The sequence below is a fragment of the Enorma timonensis genome (assembly GCF_000321165.1).
Taxonomy (GTDB): domain Bacteria; phylum Actinomycetota; class Coriobacteriia; order Coriobacteriales; family Coriobacteriaceae; genus Enorma.
In genome coordinates this window covers 43,259-63,737 of record NZ_CAPF01000046.1, presented here as the reverse complement: position 1 = coordinate 63,737, position 20,479 = coordinate 43,259, and the positions used below count along the sequence as shown (strand labels likewise).

Below are 20,479 nucleotides of genomic sequence, written 5' to 3'. Positions count from 1 at the left end.
CTACAGCCGCCGCCCGCGCCGCCGCGCGACGGAGGCTGCCGCCTCTGAGGCTGCGAGCGTCGCCGCTTCCGACGACGCCGCGTCCGCGGAGGCGCCCGCCGCCGCTGAGCCCGCGGCTGTCACAGCCGAGGAGCCCGTGCCCGCGGATGCTCCCGTCGCGGAAGGGGGTGAGCAGTAATGCCTGTCGGACCCGCACGCATGCCGCTGCTCGACCACCTCGGCGAGCTCCGCCGCCGCCTCACCATCATCATCGTGTCCATCATCATCGGCACGGCGGTCTTCTACTTCGCCACGCCGACAATCATCGACCTGCTCACCGATCCCATCGCGCCGTTCGTGAACGACCAGTTCTACATCATGAGCTCGCTCGGCGGCTTCTCGCTGCGTTTCTCCATCGCCATCAAGACGGCGGCGGTGGTCTGCGTGCCCATGATTCTCTGGCAGATCCTCGGCTTCTTCCTGCCGGCGCTCAAGCCCAACGAGCGCCGCTGGGTGGTGCCGACGCTCTTCCTGGCCACGGCGCTCTTCTTCATCGGCGCGGTGTTCTGCTACCTGTTCATCGTGCCGTCCGCGTTCGAGTGGCTCGTGGGCGAGACGAACAGCATCGCGACGGCCTTCGCCGACCTCGAGAACTACCTCAACACCGAGGTGCTGCTCATGATCGGCTTCGGTATCGCGTTCGAGCTGCCGCTCTTCGTGTTCTACCTGGCCGTGTTCCACATCGTGCCGTACGCGACCTTCCGCGGCGCGTGGCGCTACATCTACGTGGCCATGGCCGTGATCGCGGCGACGGTGACGCCGGACGCAAGCCCCGTGACGATGCTCTTCATGTACGCGGTGCTGCTCTCGCTCTACGAGGTGTCGCTGCTCGTGACGCGCTTCGTGATCATCGCGCGCGAGGGCAAGCAGGGCCTCAAGGGCAGCCGCGTGGGCTTCTTCGCCACCGACGAGGAGGCGTAAGGCCGGCGCATGCACGAGCTGGGAATCGTCTCGGGCATCCTCGAGACCGTCTCGCGGGCGGCGCGCGATGCCGGCGCGCTGCGCGTCGTCGCGGTGACGCTGCGCATCGGCGACATGCGCGAGGTCGTTCCCGAGACGCTCGACTTCGCGTGGGACGTGCTGAGCGAGGACGACGACCTCATGCGCGGAAGCGTCTTGCGCGTGGAGGCCGTGCGGCCGCGCAGCCGGTGCCTTTCGTGCGGCGAGGAGTTCGAGCACGACCGCTTCCACGTGCGGTGCCCCGCGTGCGGGAGCGCCGAGACCCACCTTCTGGCCGGCCGAGAGCTCGAGATCGTGTCCATGGAAGTCGACCTCCCCTGATGGGGTCGGCTGGAGTCGTTGAGTCATTGGGGACGGGTTCAAATGACTCAGTGAGTCAATGGGGTCGGGTTCGTTTGACTCACTGAGTCATTTGAACCCGTCCCCAATGACTCAACCGTCCCCAATGATTCCGGAGAGAGGGATGCAGCATGCCTGAGCGCACCATCAACCTTGAGCAGCCGATTCTCTCGCGCAACGAGCAACTCGCCGCCGAGCTCCGCGCGCGCTTCGCCCAGACCGGCACCTACGTGGTGAACGTGCTCTCGAGCCCCGGTTCGGGCAAGAGCTCGACCATCCTGGCCACGAACGAGCGGCTGCGTGACCGCTTCGGCCTGCGCTGCGCCGTCATCGAGGGCGACATCGCGAGCGACGTGGACGCGCAGCTCATGAAGGAGGCCGGGATGCCGGCCATCCAGATCAACACGGGCGGCCTCTGCCACCTCGAGGGAAACATGATCCGCCAGGCCGTCGACGCCCTCGACGAGGCGATCGGGCTCGATGCCATCGACGTCATCTTCATCGAGAACGTGGGCAACCTCGTGTGCCCGGTCGACTTCGATCTGGGCGAGAACCTCTGCGTCATGATCCTCTCGGTGCCGGAGGGCGACGACAAGCCCCTCAAGTACCCGGGAATCTTCCAGCATGCCGGCGCGCTCCTGCTCAACAAGATCGACGTCGCGCCCGCCTTCGACTTCGATCGCGCGGGCTACAACCGCGTGCTCGACGACCTCAACCCGCGCGCGCCGCGCTTCGAGGTGAGCGCCACGAAGGGCGAGGGCATGGACGCGTGGAGCGACTGGCTTGCCGGGCAGGTGCGCGCCGCGCGCGCCTAGGATTTCGCCGGCATCGGGGCCTGCCGCACGGTTCTCTCCACGGTTCGTGTCAGAAACCTGTCAGATTACCCCGCAGATAACGGGATATAGTAAGAAGCACGGACGCCGCGCCGGCCGCGGCGCGCCCCAAGCCCCGCGCTCCATGGGCGCCACGCAGGTGGGTTTTTCGTAAACCGCAGGCAACTCGTGTATAGTGTCCGGCTAGAACGGGCGGGCGCGCGGGCGCTCGCGGAAGGCAATAAGAGGTCGCACGTGAAACTCGTCATCGCAGAGAAGAACATCGCCGCCCAGAAGATCGCCCAGCTCCTGGCAGACGGCAAGCCCAAGACGGACAAGGTCTACAACACGCAGGTCTACCGCTTCACGGTATCCGGCGAGGACTGGGTCTCCATGGGTCTGGCGGGCCACATCCTCGCGCCGGATTTCCCCGACGAGATCCTCTTCGACAAGAAGCAGGGCTGGTACAGCGTGAGCGACGACGGCGAGGTGCTGCCGGCGGACGTGCCGGACGGCCTCGCGCGCCCGCCGTACGCCACGAAGCGCAAGCCCTTCCTCGCGAACGGCATCAACATCAAGGGCTGGAAGGTCGAGAGCCTGCCGTACCTCACCTGGGCGCCCATCGTGAAGAAGCCGGCGGAGAAGGAGATCATCCGCGTCCTCAAGAACCTCGCCAAGAAGGCCGACCACGTCATCATCGCGACGGACTTCGACCGCGAGGGCGAGCTCATCGGCTCGGACGCCCTCTCCTGTGTGCGCGAGGTGGCACCCGATGTGCCCACGAGCCGCGCGCGCTACTCCGCGCTCATCAAGGGCGAGGTCACGGCCGCCTTCGACAACCTCGTGGAGCTCGACCAGGACCTCGCCGACGCCGGCGAGAGCCGCCAGTACATCGACCTCATCTGGGGCGCGGTGCTCACGCGCTACCTCACCCTCGCGCGCTTCGGCGGCTTCGGCAACGTGCGCTCGGCCGGCCGCGTGCAGACGCCCACGCTCGCCCTCGTGGTGGAGCGCGAGCGCGAGCGCATGGCCTTCGTGCCCGAGGACTACTGGCAGATCCGCGGCATGGCGGAGGCCAAGGACGCCGAGTTCAAGATCGGCCACGCCACGGCGCGCTTCACCGACAAGACCGCGGCGGAGACGGCGTTCGCCCATGTGGAGCACGCCGCGACGGGCACCGTCACCAGCGTGGCGAAGCGCAGCCGCAAGCAGCAGCCGCCCACGCCGTTCAACACCACGAGCCTGCAGGCGGCGGCCGCGGCGGAGGGCATCAGCCCCGCGCGCACCATGCGCATCGCCGAGAGCCTCTACATGTCCGGCTTCATCTCCTACCCACGCGTCGACAACACGGTCTACCCGCGCACGCTCGACCTCGCGGGCATCGTGGACGGCCTCGCGTCGAACAGCCCGGCGCTCCGCCCGGTGTGCAAGAAGGTGCTCGCCGGCCCCATGAAGCCCACGCGCGGCAAGACCGAGACCACCGACCACCCGCCCATCCACCCCACCGGCCAGGGCGACCCCGAGACGCTCGACGGCGGCCAGAAGAAGCTCTACATGCTCATCGCGCGCCGCTTCCTGGCGACGCTCATGGGCCCCGCGACCATCGAGAACACGAAGCTCGCCATCGACGTGGCGGGCGAGCCGTTCACCGCGAGCGGCGACGTGCTCGTGGACGCGGGCTTCCGCGAGGCCTATCCGTACGGCCTGAAGCGCGACGAGCAGCTGCCGGCGCTCGCCGAGGGCGACACCGTGGACGTGCGCGACATCGCGCTCGAGGCGAAGCAGACCGAGCCGCCCGCGCGCTACAGCCAGGGCCGCCTCGTGCAGGAGATGGAGAAGCGCGGGCTCGGCACGAAGTCCACGCGCGCGAGCATCATCGAGCGCCTCTACACGGTGAAGTACCTGAAGAACGACCCCATCGAGCCGAGCCAGCTCGGCATGGCCATCATCGACGCGCTCCACGAGTTCGCGCCGCGCATCACCACGCCGGAGATGACGGCGGAGCTCGACGAGGACATGACGCACGTGGCCGAGGGCCAGGACACGCAGGACCACGTGGTCGAGCACTCGCGCGCGCTGCTCGCGGGGCTGCTCGACACGCTCATCGAGCACAAGGACGACCTCGGCGACGCCATCGCCGACGCCGTGACGGCCGATGCGCGCGTGGGCGCGTGCCCCAAGTGCGGCAAGGACCTGGTCATGAAGACGAGCGCCAAGACGCGCGGCAGCTTCATCGGCTGCATGGGCTGGCCGGACTGCGACGTGACGTATCCCGTGCCGAGCGGCGTGAAGGTGAGCCCGCTCGAGGGCGAGGCCGCCGTGTGCCCGGAGTGCGGGGCGCCGCGCATCAAGTGCCAGCCGTTCCGCCAGAAGGCGTACGAGATGTGCGTGAACCCCAAGTGCCCCACGAACTTCGAGCCCGACATCGTGGTGGGCGAGTGCCGCGCCTGCGCCGAGGCCGGCCGCCACGGCGAGCTCGTGGCGCATAAGAGCGAGAAGAGCGGCAAGCGCTTCATCCGGTGCACGAACTACGACGAGTGCGGCACGAGCTACCCGCTGCCGGCGCGCGGCAAGCTGAGCGCGACGGGCGAGGTGTGCGAGCACTGCGGCGCGCCCATCGTGGTGGTCGAGACCGCGCGCGGGCCGTGGCGCATCTGCGTGAACATGGACTGCCCCGGCAAGGAGAAGAAGGCCGCGGGCGGCGCGCGCGGGCGCGGGCGCGGCGGCGCGAAGAAGGCCTCGGGCGCGAAGAAGACGACGGCGAAGCGCTCGGCGAAGAAGTAGCGGCGAGCGGCACCATCTCGTTTCCCGCCCGCTCCGAGCAGCTTTTGTCCGCGCTTCGTCGTATCATAAGCGTGAACGCAACGCTCGGCGAGCGGAGGGAATGCGATGTTTTGTACGGCTTGCGGGCAGAAGCTGCCCGATGGCGCGAAGTTTTGCACGAAATGCGGCGCTCCGGTGGCGAAGATCGAGCCGCGCGTAGCGCCCGATGCGGCGCCTGCGCGGGATGCCGGTGCCCAGGAGGCGGCGCTCTCCCAGGAGACGGAGCCCGTTCAGAAGGTTGCGCCTGCCCAGGAAGCGGTGCCCGCACAGGCTGCCCCGGATGCTTCCCAGCAGGCGGCCGATGAGGCGAAGAAGGCGGCACAGCCGGAAGCTGCCGGGGAGGAGACCCCCGCTGCCGTTCCGGCAGATGCTCCCGTCGAGGCGATGGAGACCAGGGTCATGCCCGGCGCCGCCGATGCGACGACGGTCATGGCCCCCGACGCCGCGGAGGTGACGTCCGCGCCCGCCGAGGATGACGAGCCGGCGGTTGCCCCCTCAGATACCGATGCGACGACTGTCGTGGCGAGCGACACGGGCGAGACCAGGGTCATGCCCGAAGGCTCGGACGAAACGACCGTCATGCCCGGGAACGCCGAGACGACGGTGCTTCCCGCTGCCGACGCCGCCGTCACTGCGGAGGCCGAGCGCGCCGAGGCGGCAGCCGATGCGGCGGCGGCCGAGCAAGCGCTGTGGTCGGCCCCGGATGCGGCCGCCGATGCGGGCACGGGTGCCACGACGGTGCTCCAGCCCGGCCATATGGCCGATGCGCCTGTGGGCGAAGTTTCCGCCCAGGACGCGCAGCCCCCGCGCAAGAAGCGCCCGGTCGCCCTCATCGCGACGATCGTCCTCATCGTGGTCGCCGCGGCCGCGTTCTTCGCCATCTTCGTGCTGCCTCGCATGATGGGCAAGGACGTTCCCACGGCGAGCTACGGCCAGTCGGATCCGCTCCAGTGCTCGGTGGTGACGCGCGTGCGCCCGCGCGATGCCTCGGGCGAGGACCTCACGTCCTACGTCGTGCGCCTCATGCGCCGCGCCTCGGATGACGCGAGCAAGAACAGCACCGCGAGCGACGCCTTCAACGAGGTGGTCGCCGAGATCCGCGTGACGGGCAACAACGGCTTCACGATGGACAACTTCGGGGACATCCCCGACGGCGATTACATGCTGGTGATCGCGCCCGACGGTTCGGGCAGCGGCTCGAAGGGGTCGGGCTCGAACGGCGGCTCGAAGGGCAACGGCTCGGGCAGCGGTTCGTCCGATGCTTCCGATGAGCAGCGCATCCCCATCCACTACGAGGAGGACAACCCGAAGGCGGAAGAGGAGGTCGTGGTCGAGCCGCCCGCGCCCGAGACGGATAGCACGCAGGAGCCCGCCGAGGAGGACGGCCTCACCGACGAGCAGATTGCCGCGGCGCTCTACTACTACACCTGCCAGGACCTCATCGACGAGTACGGCGCGCCGGCGACGGCCGACCGCAACAGCGGCGGCGAGGTCGCGGCGTCGGGCTTGGCGCTCGCCGACCTCATCGATTTCGACGGCGACGGCACCGACGAGCTGCTCACCGTCGTGTGCACGAAGGATCCCGCGACGACCACCTCGTTCTATGGGGACGATACCTACCAGGTCGCGGTGTGGCGCTATGCGGACGGCGCGGTCGAGCAGGTCTACGAGGGCGATGCCTCGCATTCCAACGGCGGCTATTACTATGTGAACCTGTACGAGCGCGAGGCCGACGCCGCGGACGATCCGGCGCAGACGGTTATCGAGGTGTATAGCTACCCCGCGCCGACCGAGCCGGAGACCGAGGTCACGCGCTCGGAGTACTACGGGCTCGGCGATGACGGTTTCGAGGCGGTGGCCTCATGCCAAATTGAGAGCAGCTATGTCGACCACGACACCACGACGACGGTGACCATCGACGGCTCGGAGGCGAGCGAGGACGATTGGAAGGACTTCGTCTCCTCGCTCGAGCAGGTGGCGAACTACGAGTTCAATCTCCCCGCGAGCAATGTCGAGGCGCAGTCGGAGTCCGACGCCGACCCTGCGACCAAGATCGATACCGTGCTGCCCGATGCGCTTGGTGAGCGCACGCAGGACACCATCGACGCTCTCGAGGCGGCGGCCGGCTCCGAGGCGCTCGAAGCCTATGCGCCCGACGAGGACGACGCCGATGATGCAGACGACGCGTCCGAGGCCTCGTATGCCTACGAAAACGTCGAAGAGGCGGTGACGTTCACCACCTCGCAGGGCGACGGCATGGACTGGGAGGAGAACCAGACCTGGGTGTACCCGCGCATCACGCTTGAGGATGGATCGACGAACGACGTGCTCGATGCGCTCAACGAGCAGTTCCGCCGGAGCTTCGAGGACGATCTCGCCGCGACGCAGGCGTGGACGTTTGACTCGGGCGACGTGCAGACGTTTTTGCATAGCGACCGCGTGACGTACCTCGATGGGAAGTACGTGTGCATCCGCTCTGCGCGGAGCCTGTTCGCAGGCGGCGCGCATCCGGACACGACGGGCTGGGCAGCGTTCTACGATCTCTCGACGGGTGAAGAGGTCTCGATCGAGGAGGCGCTCGGCGTGCCGTGGAGTGACCTGCAGGCTGAGGCGGTCGACGCGATCAGCGCCTACATCGATGCGAACCCGGACACCTACGGAGCGAACGAGGATTCGATCGAGGGCATGGCGGCGGACGCGACGCGCTATTACGCCACGAAGGATGGCATCGTCATCATCGTCCAGCCCTACGAGATTGCGCCGTATTCGGAGGGTACGCAGTGCATCTATGTTCACGCGTTCAACGATCCGGCGCTGGTGGGAACAAGCGCATCGGACGCGTCGTGAGGTAGGTACGCCGCGCGTTCGCGGCAGGCTGGAACTGATGGATGCGGGCGCGCGGACGGCGGGCAAGATGGCCATCCGCGCGCCCACTAGCGCAAGGGGAGCATATGGCAGAGGGGGAGCGCGCGGGTCGCTTCATCACGGTCGAGGGCATCGACGGCTGCGGCAAGTCGACGCAGGCGCGCCTGTTGGCGGAGGCGCTTGGGCGCGCGGGCTATGACGTGCTCATGCTGCGCGAGCCGGGTGGCGTCGCCATCTCGGAGAAGATCCGCGCGCTTCTGCTCGACCCGGCGAACGCGGAGATGTCGGATACGTGCGAGCTCCTGCTCTACGAGGCCGCGCGCGCCCAGCTCGTCCACGAGGTCATCGCGCCCGCGCTCGCGGCGGGCCGCATGGTGGTGTGCGACCGCTTCTACGATTCCACGACCGCTTACCAGGGCTATGCCGGCGGGGTGCCGCTCGACGCCGTCGCGCAGGCGAACGCCCTCGCCGTGGGCGCGTGCGCGCCCGACCTCACGCTGGTCTTCGACATCGACCCCGCGGTGGCCGCCGAGCGCCGCGCCGCGCGCGACGAGGACCGCATGGAGGCGAAGGGCCTTGCCTACCAGCACCGCGTGGCAGAGGGCTTCCGCGCGATCGCCGCCGCCGACCCCGCTCGCGTGCACCTCATCGACGCCTCACGCGATGTCGACGCCATCCACGCGGACGTGCTGTGCGTCGTGACGGCTCATCTGGGGACGGCCTTGGAATAAGACACACTCTCGGGGATTGCCTCGAAATGGGTTGGTTGGGGACGTGTTCCAACCAACCCATTTTTTCAAAAAAGGGGTTGAAAGGAACCCATCCCCAACCAACCCATTTGGCTATTTCGACGGGCTTGCATGCGCCGTGAGGGGCGACACTGTCGAAATCGATAAAGGTCGCTTCGGACGTTTAGAAGCGAGCTCGTGCCATTCTTAGCGGGCAAGAACGCTGTCATGCTCAACGAGCGTGGGCGGAACCATGACCTTCAGCGGATAGGTCGCAAGCGTTGGGTCATTGAAGATACCCTGGAGTGCTCGCATGGCCGTTGCGCTGAGCGCTTTGAGGTTCGTGTCCACGGATGTGAGCTTTGGGTTCGCATACTGCGCCTGCTCGGAATTATCGTACCCGACGATGCTCACGTCGCGCGGCACCTCGAGTCCAGCCTCCTGAAACGCCTTGAGCGCTCCGAGCGCCAAGCGATCGCCACAGGCGAAGAGCGCGGTTGGGGGTGCGGGAAGCTCTGAGAGCGCGCGCTTCGTTTCCTCATATCCTGCCTCGAACGTCCAGGAACTACCTCCGAAAACCACTCCGTAACATGACAGCCCATGGACGGTCAGCTCATCGCAGAAGCCTTGGATGCGCTCGCGACAGTTAATCGAGGCGCGGTTGCCGGCAAGCAGCATGATATCGCGGTGCCCTTGATCGAGGAGGTACCGTGCGACGCATGCGCCGCCCTCAAGGTTGTCCGTGCAGATGGATATGATCTCGGGACGATGGTTATTCAACAGCACGGAGGGGATGCCGAGCTCAAGGGCGCGGGCCAGATGCTTGTCCGCGATGGTGCTCAAGAAGATGATTCCGTCAAAGCGCATCGTCGAGAGGTAGTCATCGAGTTCCTTCTGCTCGTCAAGCGCGGAGTAGATGAGTCGGATGTTGCGCTCGGAACATTCCTGTTCGGTGAGGTAGAGGAGGCTCGTGTAGGTCGGGAACATAATCTTGTCGGCGACCTTTTTGTTCTGGGGGATGAAGAACCCAACGGTCCGCATCTGATTGTCTGGTAAGCGCACGCCCATGGAGCTTGCGGGCGATTCTTGCGCGGTGCTGCCATTTGGCATCGCGACGATCGTACCCTTACCGGGTAACTTGGAGACCAGGTGATCATCAGAGAGCATCTGGAGGGCTCGGCGCACGGTTGTCCTGTCGACCCCGTACGCCTCACCTAGCTCGCGCTCGGAGGGGAGGAGCTGACCGGCGGAGAAGGCACCCTGCTCGATGTTCCGACGAATATCGTCGTAAAGTCGTTGGTAAAGAAATGCCTTCTTCTTCATTGCGAGCCGGTCCTTTCGTGCTACCCCCCCCCCTGCTCATAGAAGCCTAAGAAGGGGTATTGCGAGCAGCATGTCCTGACACTTGTATTGTACGGTAGCTACCAGCAAAAAGCACCAGTGGTGCGCCGCGTTTCCCGTTCTTTTCGCATGTACGCCTCAGCGCGTTTTGGAGCCGCCGTCGGCGCGTCGCTTCGAAGGGACATAACGGCGCGCCGACGCATAATCGCGGTTACAGGGCCAGCTCGTAGGCCTCGCGCATAAGCTCTTCGTTGAGAGGACGAGGATTGCAGGTGATGTGTCCGGTCGTGCGCTTGACGATATCGATGAGTTCGTCGAGCGGAACCTCGTGATTGAGGTAAGGGGTAAGGTGCGTGGGAGCGCTGATGGCCGCCTGCAGCTCGCGAATCTTTCCGATCAGGGCGTCGGTTGCCGCATCGGCGTCGAGACCCTGCGTATCTACGCCGAATGCTTCCGCCAGACGGGCATAGCGCTCCTTGGCGTGCGCGCGGTTGAGCTCGATGGAAGCGGGCAGGAAGATGGAGCAAGCGTCGCCGTGGGGGATCTTGAACGTACCACCGAGAGGCTGCGCCATGATGTGCGCGATGCCGATACCCGCGGTGATCGCGACGCCGCCGAAGTAGCTCGCGAGCATCATCGCCCCGCGCGCCTCCACATCGCTCGGCTCGTGCACGGCGCGCTCGAGGTTTTGAGAGATGAGCCGCACCGCTGCGAGGCCGTACATCTCGGTGATGGGCGTCGCGTTGAGCGAGACGTAGGACTCGATCGCATGGCTGAGCGCATCCATGCCGGTTGCTGCCGTGATGGGTGCGGGCAGGCTGAGCGTGAGCTCGGGATCGAGCACCACGATATCGGCGATCATCGTGGTGTGATAGAGGCTCTTCTTAAGACCGTTGTCGTTATTGAGCACCACGGCGGTCTTGGTGGCCTCGGCTCCCGTTCCCGACGTAGTGGGAATGGCGATGAACAGCGGGGGAGCGGTGAGAACCTCGCGCCCCTCCATCTGGTATTGCTCAATCATGCCGCCGTTCACAGCCAGCATGTTGATCGCTTTGGTCGCATCGATGATGCTGCCACCACCGAAAGCCACGGCGCAGTCGCAGCCTTCTTCAAGATAGAGATCGCGCCCCTGGTTGATGCAGCGGGCATCGGGTTCGCCCTGGATGTCGGCGTACACCACGTAGGGGATACCCGCTTCGTCAAGCAGGCTCGTGAATGCGATGAAATTAGGATTGCCGCGGTCGAAAGACGTGAGGAAGACCTTCTTCACCTTATGCCACAAGAGCATACCGGGGACCTCGCGAAGCTTGCCTGCTCCGAAAACGAGATGTCGGTTGAATACGATGTCGAACGGATTCATAACTACCTCCAAAAACCAACAGGTGGTATGTAATTAGCTGCGATAGTACGTGGATAAAGCACCGCTGTCAAATGGCAAAACACGGATAAACGGTAGATTATTCAAGGTAAACGGTAAAAACACCATTTAATTGAAAAAACCCAACAGGTGTGTTAAAACAGTCCACATGGACACCATAAAACACCAACGGTGCTAGGAGGAGTCATGATTGACGCCCAAACGAGTATCGAGGACGTGCTCCCGCTCGAACTCATCGATGTCTCTATGAAGGCAACGTCGCGCGAGGAAGTTCTCGAAGCGTTCGCGGGCATGTTCGAGCAGGCGGGTTGCCTCTCGGATCGCGCGCAGTTCCTCAAGGATGCTTGGTGGCGCGAAGGGGAGGGGCCGACGGGCATCGGAGGCGGCATCGCCATCCCCCATAGCAAAAGTGAAGGGGTCTCGAAGACCTCCCTCGCGGTTGCCCGCATCCCCGAGGCAGTGGAATGGCCCTCGCTCGATGACGGTCCCTGCCGCGCATTCGTGATGTTCGCCGTCCGTTCGGACGATCAGAACCAGGAAGTCCACCTGCTATCCAAGGTGGCGGTCGCGCTTTGTCATAAGGAGGTGGTCGAGACCCTGCTTACTTCGGATGATCCGAAGACGATTCGTTGTGCATTGAGTGGAGAGGAGAGCAACGAATGAAGGTCGTAGGGGTATGCGCCTGCACCGCAGGCATCGCGCACACGTATATGGCGCGCGAGCACATTCTGGAGGCTGCGAAGGAGCGCGGAGACTCGTGCTTCATCGAGACCCAGGGAACCATTGGCCCGGAATACGTCCTGACCGATGAGCAGATCGCCGATGCCGACGTCGTGCTGCTTGCTGTGGACGTCGCCATCTCCGGCGAAGAGCGTTTCGCCGGCAAGCCCACGGTTCGCGTGGGCACCGCCAAGGTCATCAAGGACTCCCGGGGCATCTTGGACAAGATCCAGGAGCTTCTGGACAAGAAGAACGCTCAGTAGATACATAGAGAAGAAGGTGCATGCAGGTGTTTGATAAGTTTAAGCCCAACAAGCTCATGGGCCACGTGCTTACCGCGATCGGGTACATGATTCCGCTCGTGGTCGCATCCGGTCTGTGCATGGCGCTCGGCCAGGTCATCGATGGCGATGTGCGCAATTCGACGACCGGCCTGGGATACTATCTCTACACCGCTGGTAACTACGGTATGTCCGCTATCGTCCCGGTCATCACAGCGGGCGTGGCATATTCCATCGCGAGCCGTCCCGGCATCGCTCCCGGCCTCATCGTCGGCTTTATCTGCACGCAGATCAAGGCCGGCTTCATCGGCGGCATCGTCGCCGGCTTCCTCATCGGCTTCATCATCACGTGCATCAAGGGTTATCTCAAGGTGCCGCGTGCCGTCCAGGGTCTCATGCCGGTCATGATCATCCCGGTCATCACCACCGCGGTTGCTTCCGTGCTCATGTTCACCGTTGTGGGCATCCCGTTCACCTGGCTGTCCGAGTTCCTCACCAATTGGGTTACGAGCCTTCAGAGCGGCTCCAAGTTCGTCTTCGGCGCCGTCCTGGGTGGTATGGCCTGCTTCGACTTCGGTGGCCCGGTGAACAAGACCGCCTCCACCTTCGTGAACGGCCTCATGATTGATGGCATCATCGGCCCGGAGTCCGTCAAGTTCGTGGGCTCCATGATTCCGCCGTTCGGCATCGCGATCTCCGCTCTGCTCACGCCTAAGAAGTACACCAAGGCCGAGAAGGAGACCCTGAAGGCGGCTGTGCCCATGGGCGTGTGCATGATCACCGAGGGCGTTATTCCCATTGCTGCGCGTGACCTCGTGCGCGTCGTGTTCGCTTGCGTGTGCGGTTCCGCCGTCGCTGGTGGCCTGTGCATGATTTGGGGTACGGGTGCTCCGGTTCCTCACGGCGGCCTGCTCACCGTGCCGCTGTTCACGAACCCCGGCATGTTCCTGGTTGCGCTTGCTATCGGCAGTGTGATCACCGGCGTGATCCTTTCGATCATCAAGAAGGTTCCCAAGGACGATGGCTCCAACCCCGACATGGTGAACCCGCTCGATATTGTTGCCGGTACCGAGAACCAGCCTAAGGCAACCTCGAGCATCAAGGACGGCGACCTCCAGCTCGAGAACTTCTAATCGCCCCTTTTCTTCAGCGCGGGGCGACGGATGTCCCCAAGTCGCCCCGCGCGTCCCGATGAGATAGACCCGGCCGACCTCTTCGTAGTGGGAGCAGGCCTGCCGGCTCTATGCCATCGTCCCAAACCCGTTCATGAGAGGAGTCCCCAGATGCTTATCGGAATGAAAGAGATGCTTACCGTCGCTAAGGAGAATCACTTTGCCGTCGGAGCGTTCAACGCTACGCAGAGCGAGCTGTTGCGCGCGGTGGTCGAGGAGGCTGAGGCCACGGACACCCCGGCGATCATCGAGGTGTCGTTCGGTGAGTTCAGCTTCGCGACCCCCGACTTCTACGCGTACGCACGCGAGCGCCTGGGGAACAGCCGCGTTCCCTTCGTGCTCCATCTCGATCACGGCCACTCGCTCGAGGAGTGCATGCAGGTCATGCGCGCCGGCTTCACGAGCGTGATGATCGACGGTTCCATGCTTTCCTATGACGAGAACGTCGAGCAGACCAAGCAGGTCGTAGAGCTTGCCCATATGGTGGGCGTGGACGTGGAGGCCGAGATCGGTACGATCGGCAAGATCGATAACTCCTCCGACGAGGGTGGTGCGACGGACATCACGTATACCGACCCGCAGGATGTCGTTGACTTCATCGGCAAGACCGGTGCGGACTCGCTTGCAGTGGCAATCGGCACCGCGCACGGTCTGTATCCCAAGGGCTTCGATCCGAAGCTGCGCCTGGACATTCTCGAGGAGATCGTAAAGGTCTCCCCGGTTCCGCTCGTGCTGCATGGCGGTAGCGGCAACCCGGATGACGAGGTGCGTCGTGCCTGCGAGATCGGCATCCAGAAGGTGAACATCTCGAGCGACTTCAAGCATGCCTTCTTCCAGGCTGTGGGCAAGATGATCGCGACGGGCGAGATCGTTCCCGCGAAGGTGCTCACGCCCGGTATCGAGGCCGCGCGCGAGGTGATCGCCCACAAGATGGACGTCTTCGGCAGCGTTGGCAAGGCCGCCTGCTACCGCTAATTGGGACATCGGGGTCGGGTTCATCTGTCTCGTGAAACTGGATGATGTTTGCGGGAGAGGTGTGCCCGGCCCCTAATCGACTCGTGAAGGGGGTCGCGCCATGGGTCCTTTGCTGCTCGACCATCAGCACGTGTGGAGGACGTACGTGAATGCCGGAAGGCTGCGCGGCGTGAGCGATCCGCATTACCCGGAGGAATGGATCGCCTCGGTGACGGAGGCGGTTCGGCCGGATACAGGGCAGCGCGAAGGGCTCAGTCGCGATGCATCGACGGGCGCCGTGTTGCGCGGGCTCATCGAGGCTGATCCGGTCGCCATGCTCGGCGCGCGCCGTGCTGCAGCGGGCGGTGGGCTGGGCGTGCTCGTGAAGCTCATCGATGCGGGCGAACGCCTTACCATTCAGGTGCACCCGGATGCCGCGCGTGCGCGCGAGCTCTTCGATTCCCCTTATGGGAAGACCGAGTGCTGGTACTTCCTTGATGACGGGGGCGAGCGCGATGGAGGCTCGGAGTCTCGTCCATGTGTGTACTACGGCTTCAAGGAGGGCGTGACGCGCGAGCGCTGGGAAGAACTATTCCGGCTACAAGACATCGACGGCATGCTCGACTGCATGCATCGCATCGAGGTGGAGCCGGGCATGGTGGTGTATGTGCAAGGCGGCAGTCCGCATGCCATCGGTGCAGGGTGCTATCTCATCGAGGTGCAGGAGCCCACGGACCTCACCATCCGTGTTGAGCGCACCACGCCTTCCGGCTTTGCAGTTGCAGATGAACTTTGCCATCTAGGGCTTGGCTTCGAGCGCATGTTCGAATGCTTCGACTTCACAACCACGACGGCAGATGAGGCGCGCAAGCTTTGCGTTGTTCCGTCGCGCGAGGTGAGTTCTGATGAGGTGGGCGCGCGTACGGAGCTCGTTGGAGCAGGCCGCACGGCATGCTTCGCGATGGAACGGCTTTCGTTTGCGTCGTCAGGTACCATGGTGTTGCCGGATGAGGATGATTTCCGCATCCTATACATCGTGCAGGGGAGCGGATACGTCGCAGCCGGTGATGGCACCGAGCGCGTTGAGGTCACAGCTGGCGACCAGCTGTTTGTTCCTGCGGCGGCGCGGGGTTGTGCCGTAACGATGAGTGCGGGCGCCGAGGTACTTGAGCTTCGCGGTCCCGCGCTGTGATGCCTGCACTGGGTCTGATTCCAAACAAGACTCGAGGTCGCCGGCTCCAAGCCGCGCGATACCATGCGATTTGAGAGGTGGATGGCATGACGGAGGAACTAAGGAGCCAACGGTACCGCGTGCTCTCTCCTGAGCTCGACCCGCTTAGGCTCGGATCGGGCTGGACGGTTGATGATTTGTCGAAGCCTCAGGTAATCATCGAGAGCACATTCGGCGACTCGCATCCCGGCTCGGTTGGCTTGCTCGATGTGGTCGAGGAAGTTCGTGCCGGCGTCTCGGAAGCGGGCGGCCATGGCGCGCGCTACTTCACCACCGACATCTGCGATGGCGAGGCGCAAGGCCACGATGGCATCAACTACTCGCTGCCTTCGCGTGATGCGATCGCCAACATGATCGAAATCCATGCGAGCGCGACGCCATTCGACGCCGGCGTGTTCGTCGCAAGCTGCGACAAGGGTATGCCCGCGCACCTCATGGCGGTGGGCAGGCTGAACATTCCCTCCGTGGTGGTGCCCGGGGGTGTGATGGATGCGGGGCCGAATCTACTCACGCTTGAGCAGCTCGGCATGTATGCGGCGCGGTATGAGCGCGGTGAAATCGGTCTCGAGGAGTTCGAGTTCGCCAAGCACAACGCTTGTCCCAGCTGCGGGGCGTGCTCGTTCATGGGCACGGCGACCACGATGCAGGTTACCGCGGAGGCTCTCGGCCTCGCGCTGCCGGGTACGGCGCTTCTGCCCGCAACGAGCGCAGAGCTCAAAGAGCAGGCGCGCGCCGCCGGCCGCCGCGCGGTCGAGCTTGCCCGGGCGGGCCTGTGCCCGCGGGACATCGTCACGCGCGAGAGCTTTGAGAACCTCATTCTCGTTCATGCTGCCATCTCCGGCTCCACCAACTCCCTGCTGCATATCCCGGCTATCGCGCGCGAGTTCGGAATCGAGATCACGGCCGACGACTTTGATCGCCTGCATCGTGGTGCCGTTTACCTGCTGAACATCCGTCCTGCGGGGAAATGGCCGGCGCAGTTCTTCCACTATGCGGGTGGCGTGCCGCGCATCATGGAAGAGATTCGCGATCGCTTGCACTTGGATGTCATGACCGTGACGGGCAAGACGCTCGGCGAGAACCTCGACGAGCTGCGCGCGAACGGCTACTACGAGCGCTGCGAGCGGCAGCTCGAGCCCTGGGGGCTCACGCGCGAGGACATCATTCGCCCTGCCGACGATCCCATCGGCCGGGATGGCTCAATCGCCATCCTGCACGGCAATCTTGCGCCGGACGGTGCCGTGGTCAAGCATACGGTGGTCCCCCGCGAGATGTTCCACGCGGTGCTCAGGGCGCGCCCGTTCGACTGCGAGGAGGAAGCACTCGACGCCGTGCTCCATCACAGGGTCGAGCCGGGGGATGCCGTTATCATCCGCTACGAGGGGCCGAAGGGCTCGGGCATGCCCGAGATGTTCTACACCACGGAGGCGATCTCCTCCGATGCGGAACTCGGCGCTTCGATAGCGCTTATCACGGATGGCCGCTTCTCAGGCGCTTCGAAGGGGCCTGCTATCGGGCATGTATCTCCCGAGGCCGCGGCGGACGGTCCCATCGCTCTCGTGGAGGAAGGCGATCTTATCGAGATCGACATCCCCGGTCGTCGCTTGGCAATCGTGGGAATTGCTGGCGAGCGGTTGCCGGAAGACGAGGTTGCGCGCGTGCTCGAGAGCCGGCGTGCGGCATGGCAGCCGCGACCGCCGAAGTACCAGCGGGGCGTGCTCAAGTTCTACACGGAGCACGCGGTCTCCGCTATCGATGGTGGGTACATGGCATAGCAGCTCTCAACCTGAGACGTTTCAAAATAGGGGAGGGCAGCCTGTTCTGCACGCCATCTCCCTCCGCTTGCGGTCGCGTCGGCATCTCCGGCGCGGCCGCTTTTGGATGGGTTGGTTGGGGACGTGTTCCAACCAACCCATTTTTTCAAAAAGGGGTTGAAAGGAACACGTCCCCAACCAACCCATTTGGCGATTTCCCCGTTTTTGGTCGGGGCGCGCACGGGGGCGCATCCCGCATACCGCCGCGCGGTAAGATAAGGCGTACTGTTCGATGAGAAGAGGGGTGCGCATGCCGCCGGCCGCAGACAACCAGGGACGCTCGCTGCTCGAGCAGCTCGACACGCAGCCGCGCGTCCGCGCGTACCTGCAGCGCGCCGTCGAGTCGCACCGCACCTCGCACGCCTACCTCTTCCTCGGCGCGCCCGGCTCGGGCAAGCTCGATGCCGCCTGGGCGCTCGCGCAGTCGCTCATCTGCGAGAACGGCGGCTGCGGGGCCTGCGAGGCCTGCGTGCGCGTCGCCCGCCGCACGCATCCGGACGTCCGCCTCCTTACGCCCGAGAGCGCCACGGGCTACCTCATCGCCCAGATCCGCGACCTCATCGAGGAGGTCTCGCTCGCCCCCGTCCGCGCGAGCCGCAAGGTCTACATCCTGGACCGCGCGGACCAGCTGCGCGCGAACACGGCGAACGCCCTGCTCAAGACCCTCGAGGAGCCGCCCGCGAACGTCACGTTCATCCTGCTGGGCACCTCGGCCGACACCATCCTCCCCACGATCGTCTCGCGCTGCCAGTGCGTGCCGTTCCGTCTCATCTCGCCCGAGGCGGCGTCCCAGGCGGTCATGCGCGCGACCGGCCTGCCGCTCGAGCGCTGCCGCATGGCCGTCGCCGTGGCGGGCAGCCCCGGACGCGCGACGGAGTTCCTGAAGAGCGTGAGCCGCCCGGAGGCGCGCCGCGCGATGCTCCACGCCCTCGACGCGCTCGCCCATGCCGACGAGGCGGACGTGCTCAGCGAGGCGAAGGCGGTCACGCTCGCCGTGAAGGCGCCGCTCGCCGAGGTGAAGTCCACCCAGGAAGCCATCCTCAAGCGCGACGAGGAGTTCCTCTCGCGCGGCGCCCTGAAGCAGATCGAGGACCGCAACAAGCGCGAACTCACCGCGCGCGAGCGTTCGGGTATCATGGAGGTGCTCGCGTGCGCCCGCTCGCTCGTGCGCGACGCCCTCGTGCAGCTCGAGGGCATCCCCGGCGAACCCGTCAACGCCGACGTCGAGGACATCGTCGCCCGCCTTGCCACCGAGCTGGCATCGCCCGTCCGCGCCCTGCATGCGCTCGAGGCGGTCACCGCCGCCGAGCGCGCCATCCAGCGCAACGTCACCCCGCAGCTGGCCTTCGAGGTCATGCTCTTCGATATCAGGAAGGCTCTCACATGCCCGTCGTAGTACCCGTCAAATTCCCGTACGCCTCGTGCGACCTGTGGTTCGACCCGCAGGGGCTCGATATTGTCGAGGCGGATTACGCCATCTGCTCCACGGAGCGCGGCACCGAGATCGGTCTCGTCACGGCCGACCCCTTCGAGGTCGAGAAGAAGGAGCTCCGCGCGCCGCTCAAACCTGTCGTGCGTATCGCGACCGACGAGGACCTCGACCGCGCCGACGAGCTCGCCCGCAAGGGCGAGGACGCCATGCACGTCTTCCGCGAGCTCGTGCGCCAAGAAGGCCTCGAGATGAAGCCCGTGGGGGTCGAGTACCTGTTCGGTGGCGAGAAGGCCGTGTTCTACTTCGCCGCGGAGGATCGCGTCGACTTCCGCCAGCTCGTCAAGGACCTCTCCTCGCGCCTGCACACGCGCGTCGACATGCGCCAGATCGGCGTGCGCGACGAGACGCGCCTCATGGGCGGCATCGCCCATTGCGGTCAGGAGCTGTGCTGCACGCGGTTCGGCGGGCAGTTCGAGCCGGTGAGCATCCGCATGGCGAAGGAGCAGGACCTGCCGCTCAACTCGGCCAAGATCTCCGGCATGTGCGGCCGCCTCATGTGCTGCCTGCGCTACGAGTTCGAGGCCTACAAGGACTTCAAGAGCCGCGCGCCCAAGAAGAAGGCCGTGATCGACACGCCGCTCGGCAAGGCGCGCATCCAGGAGTATGACACCCCGCGCGAGCAGCTCGTGCTGCGCCTCGAGAGCGGCAAGGTGTTCCGCGTCAACCTGTCCGACATGACGTGCTCCGACGCCGCCTGCCAGCGCGCCGAGGAGCAGGGCTGCGCTTGCCGCCCGGACTGCGTGACGCGCGACGTGCTCGAGCGCCTCGAGAGCCCGGACATCGCGCTCGCCCTCATGGAGCTCGACCGCGAGAACGGCGTCGACGTGGGCGACGGCCTCTCGAGCGACGACCGCATCTCCATCGATCCGCCGCGCCGTCGCCGCTCGCGCGACCGCGGCAACGCCCCCTCCGAGGGCGCCTCGCGCGGCCGCGCGAAGGGGCAGCGGGGCGGCAAGGCGGCGCCCGCCGAGGGCTCGGATGGTGGCTCTTCCTCTTCGCGCCGTCGGCGCAAGCGCTCGAACGGCTCGGATGAGGCGCGCCGCGATGGCGCGGCGTCCGCGCAGGCACGCGGCCGCGAGCAGGCCGCCGAGGCGACCCCGACCCGTCGCCGTCGCCGGCACCTCTCGAGCGAGGAGCGCGACCGCGCCTTCCTGGACGCGGCTGCCCGCGACGAGGCGAGCCGCAAGGCGGGGGATGCCGGGACCGGCTCCGGGAAATCCGCGTCGAAGCCCGCGGGGCGCGCGCATCGGCGCCATTCCGCCCAGCCCGCAGCCCAGAAGCCCGAGACGCCGTCGGTCGCGAGCCAGGTGGCCGAGGGCGACGTGAAGGTGGTGCGTCGTCGTCCCGGCGACGGGGGCGGTGCGCGCGCGGCCTCGGCCGGCAACGGCGCGGGCAATACGGGCGCTGCCGGGGGCGAGGAGGCTCCCGCGAAGAAGCGCCGCCGCCGTTCCCGCCGGCGCAAGCCGGGTGATGGCGGCGCCTCCGGTCCCGCAGGCGATGCTCAGGCATCTGCCGAGTAGAACGCTCGTC

At 65.6% G+C, this 20,479-nt stretch carries 16 protein-coding genes; 14 read left to right on the top strand and 2 right to left on the bottom strand.

Translation table 11 applies throughout. The annotated features are described in order from the left end of the window. Nucleotides 1–177 precede the first annotated feature (177 nt). From tatC to tmk, 6 genes are all read left to right on the top strand, one after another. Nucleotides 178–960, top strand: coding sequence for a twin-arginine translocase subunit TatC (tatC, locus tag BN423_RS05260; RefSeq protein WP_026089014.1), 783 nt, complete (start codon nucleotides 178–180; stop codon nucleotides 958–960). A 9-nt stretch (nucleotides 961–969) separates the two neighbouring features. Then, the gene (locus tag BN423_RS05255; protein WP_019239217.1) at nucleotides 970–1,320 is read left to right on the top strand and encodes a hydrogenase maturation nickel metallochaperone HypA/HybF; all 351 of its coding nucleotides are present in this window, start codon (nucleotides 970–972) and stop codon (nucleotides 1,318–1,320) included. Between the two features lie 149 nt (nucleotides 1,321–1,469). Next, entirely contained in the window at nucleotides 1,470–2,153 is a 684-nt protein-coding gene (gene hypB, locus BN423_RS05250) for a hydrogenase nickel incorporation protein HypB (RefSeq protein WP_019239216.1), read from the top strand. Nucleotides 2,154–2,405: 252 nt separating this feature from the next. Then, nucleotides 2,406–4,934: a DNA topoisomerase I gene (locus BN423_RS05245; protein WP_019239215.1), complete on the top strand. Its 2,529-nt coding sequence runs from the start codon at nucleotides 2,406–2,408 to the stop codon at nucleotides 4,932–4,934. A 105-nt stretch (nucleotides 4,935–5,039) separates the two neighbouring features. Next, the gene (locus tag BN423_RS05240; RefSeq protein WP_020424316.1) at nucleotides 5,040–7,820 is read left to right on the top strand and encodes a zinc-ribbon domain-containing protein; all 2,781 of its coding nucleotides are present in this window, start codon (nucleotides 5,040–5,042) and stop codon (nucleotides 7,818–7,820) included. A gap of 104 nt (nucleotides 7,821–7,924) precedes the next feature. After that, on the top strand, nucleotides 7,925–8,569 hold the full coding sequence (tmk, locus tag BN423_RS05235) for a dTMP kinase (protein ID WP_019239214.1): 645 nt from the start codon (nucleotides 7,925–7,927) through the stop codon (nucleotides 8,567–8,569). A gap of 204 nt (nucleotides 8,570–8,773) precedes the next feature. Here tmk and BN423_RS05230 read toward each other — a convergent pair whose 3' ends face one another. Then, on the bottom strand, nucleotides 8,774–9,889 hold the full coding sequence (locus BN423_RS05230) for a GntR family transcriptional regulator (RefSeq protein ID WP_019239213.1): 1,116 nt from the start codon (nucleotides 9,887–9,889) through the stop codon (nucleotides 8,774–8,776). Between the two features lie 229 nt (nucleotides 9,890–10,118). Further along, nucleotides 10,119–11,267: an iron-containing alcohol dehydrogenase gene (locus BN423_RS05225; protein WP_019239212.1), complete on the bottom strand. Its 1,149-nt coding sequence runs from the start codon at nucleotides 11,265–11,267 to the stop codon at nucleotides 10,119–10,121. A 204-nt stretch (nucleotides 11,268–11,471) separates the two neighbouring features. Between BN423_RS05225 and BN423_RS05220 the strand changes: the two genes are divergently transcribed. The 8 genes from BN423_RS05220 to ricT all read left to right on the top strand — a co-directional run bounded on the left by BN423_RS05220 (nucleotide 11,472) and on the right by ricT (nucleotide 20,469). Beyond that, nucleotides 11,472–11,948 (top strand): PTS sugar transporter subunit IIA, encoded by a 477-nt coding sequence (locus BN423_RS05220; protein ID WP_019239211.1) that lies wholly within the window; start codon nucleotides 11,472–11,474, stop codon nucleotides 11,946–11,948. Continuing rightward, nucleotides 11,945–12,268: a PTS fructose transporter subunit IIB gene (locus BN423_RS05215; protein ID WP_019239210.1), complete on the top strand. Its 324-nt coding sequence runs from the start codon at nucleotides 11,945–11,947 to the stop codon at nucleotides 12,266–12,268. The genes BN423_RS05220 and BN423_RS05215 overlap by 4 nt, the downstream gene beginning before the upstream one ends. 20 nt (nucleotides 12,269–12,288) lie before the next feature. Then, nucleotides 12,289–13,419: a PTS fructose transporter subunit IIC gene (locus tag BN423_RS05210; protein WP_019239209.1), complete on the top strand. Its 1,131-nt coding sequence runs from the start codon at nucleotides 12,289–12,291 to the stop codon at nucleotides 13,417–13,419. Nucleotides 13,420–13,569: 150 nt separating this feature from the next. Further along, the gene (locus tag BN423_RS05205) at nucleotides 13,570–14,433 is read left to right on the top strand and encodes a ketose-bisphosphate aldolase (RefSeq protein ID WP_019239208.1); all 864 of its coding nucleotides are present in this window, start codon (nucleotides 13,570–13,572) and stop codon (nucleotides 14,431–14,433) included. A gap of 100 nt (nucleotides 14,434–14,533) precedes the next feature. Continuing rightward, nucleotides 14,534–15,604, top strand: coding sequence for a class I mannose-6-phosphate isomerase (locus BN423_RS05200; protein ID WP_019239207.1), 1,071 nt, complete (start codon nucleotides 14,534–14,536; stop codon nucleotides 15,602–15,604). An 86-nt stretch (nucleotides 15,605–15,690) separates the two neighbouring features. Beyond that, nucleotides 15,691–17,418 carry a dihydroxy-acid dehydratase gene (gene ilvD / locus BN423_RS05195; RefSeq protein ID WP_071784283.1) on the top strand — a complete coding sequence of 576 codons (1,728 nt, stop codon included), beginning with the start codon at nucleotides 15,691–15,693 and terminating at the stop codon, nucleotides 17,416–17,418. A 289-nt stretch (nucleotides 17,419–17,707) separates the two neighbouring features. Beyond that, nucleotides 17,708–18,853 carry a DNA polymerase III subunit delta' gene (holB, locus tag BN423_RS05190; protein ID WP_019239205.1) on the top strand — a complete coding sequence of 382 codons (1,146 nt, stop codon included), beginning with the start codon at nucleotides 17,708–17,710 and terminating at the stop codon, nucleotides 18,851–18,853. Next, nucleotides 18,841–20,469 carry a PSP1 domain-containing protein gene (ricT, locus tag BN423_RS05185; protein WP_019239204.1) on the top strand — a complete coding sequence of 543 codons (1,629 nt, stop codon included), beginning with the start codon at nucleotides 18,841–18,843 and terminating at the stop codon, nucleotides 20,467–20,469. The genes holB and ricT overlap by 13 nt, the downstream gene beginning before the upstream one ends. The last annotated feature ends 10 nt before the right edge of the window (nucleotides 20,470–20,479 follow it).

Bases quoted from the DNA above. Each gene is read 5' to 3' on its own strand.
- BN423_RS05225 (WP_019239212.1), bottom strand. From the start codon at position 11,267: ATGAATCCGTTCGACATCGTATTCAACCGACATCTCGTTTTCGGAGCA.
- BN423_RS05220 (WP_019239211.1), top strand. From the start codon at position 11,472: ATGATTGACGCCCAAACGAGTATCGAGGACGTGCTCCCGCTCGAACTC.
- hypB (WP_019239216.1), top strand. From the start codon at position 1,470: ATGCCTGAGCGCACCATCAACCTTGAGCAGCCGATTCTCTCGCGCAAC.
- tatC (WP_026089014.1), top strand. From the start codon at position 178: ATGCCTGTCGGACCCGCACGCATGCCGCTGCTCGACCACCTCGGCGAG.
- BN423_RS05240 (WP_020424316.1), top strand. From the start codon at position 5,040: ATGTTTTGTACGGCTTGCGGGCAGAAGCTGCCCGATGGCGCGAAGTTT.
- holB (WP_019239205.1), top strand. From the start codon at position 17,708: ATGCCGCCGGCCGCAGACAACCAGGGACGCTCGCTGCTCGAGCAGCTC.
- BN423_RS05255 (WP_019239217.1), top strand. From the start codon at position 970: ATGCACGAGCTGGGAATCGTCTCGGGCATCCTCGAGACCGTCTCGCGG.
- BN423_RS05200 (WP_019239207.1), top strand. From the start codon at position 14,534: ATGGGTCCTTTGCTGCTCGACCATCAGCACGTGTGGAGGACGTACGTG.
- ricT (WP_019239204.1), top strand. From the start codon at position 18,841: ATGCCCGTCGTAGTACCCGTCAAATTCCCGTACGCCTCGTGCGACCTG.
- BN423_RS05215 (WP_019239210.1), top strand. From the start codon at position 11,945: ATGAAGGTCGTAGGGGTATGCGCCTGCACCGCAGGCATCGCGCACACG.
- BN423_RS05210 (WP_019239209.1), top strand. From the start codon at position 12,289: ATGCAGGTGTTTGATAAGTTTAAGCCCAACAAGCTCATGGGCCACGTG.
- BN423_RS05205 (WP_019239208.1), top strand. From the start codon at position 13,570: ATGCTTATCGGAATGAAAGAGATGCTTACCGTCGCTAAGGAGAATCAC.
- tmk (WP_019239214.1), top strand. From the start codon at position 7,925: ATGGCAGAGGGGGAGCGCGCGGGTCGCTTCATCACGGTCGAGGGCATC.
- BN423_RS05230 (WP_019239213.1), bottom strand. From the start codon at position 9,889: ATGAAGAAGAAGGCATTTCTTTACCAACGACTTTACGACGATATTCGT.
- ilvD (WP_071784283.1), top strand. From the start codon at position 15,691: ATGACGGAGGAACTAAGGAGCCAACGGTACCGCGTGCTCTCTCCTGAG.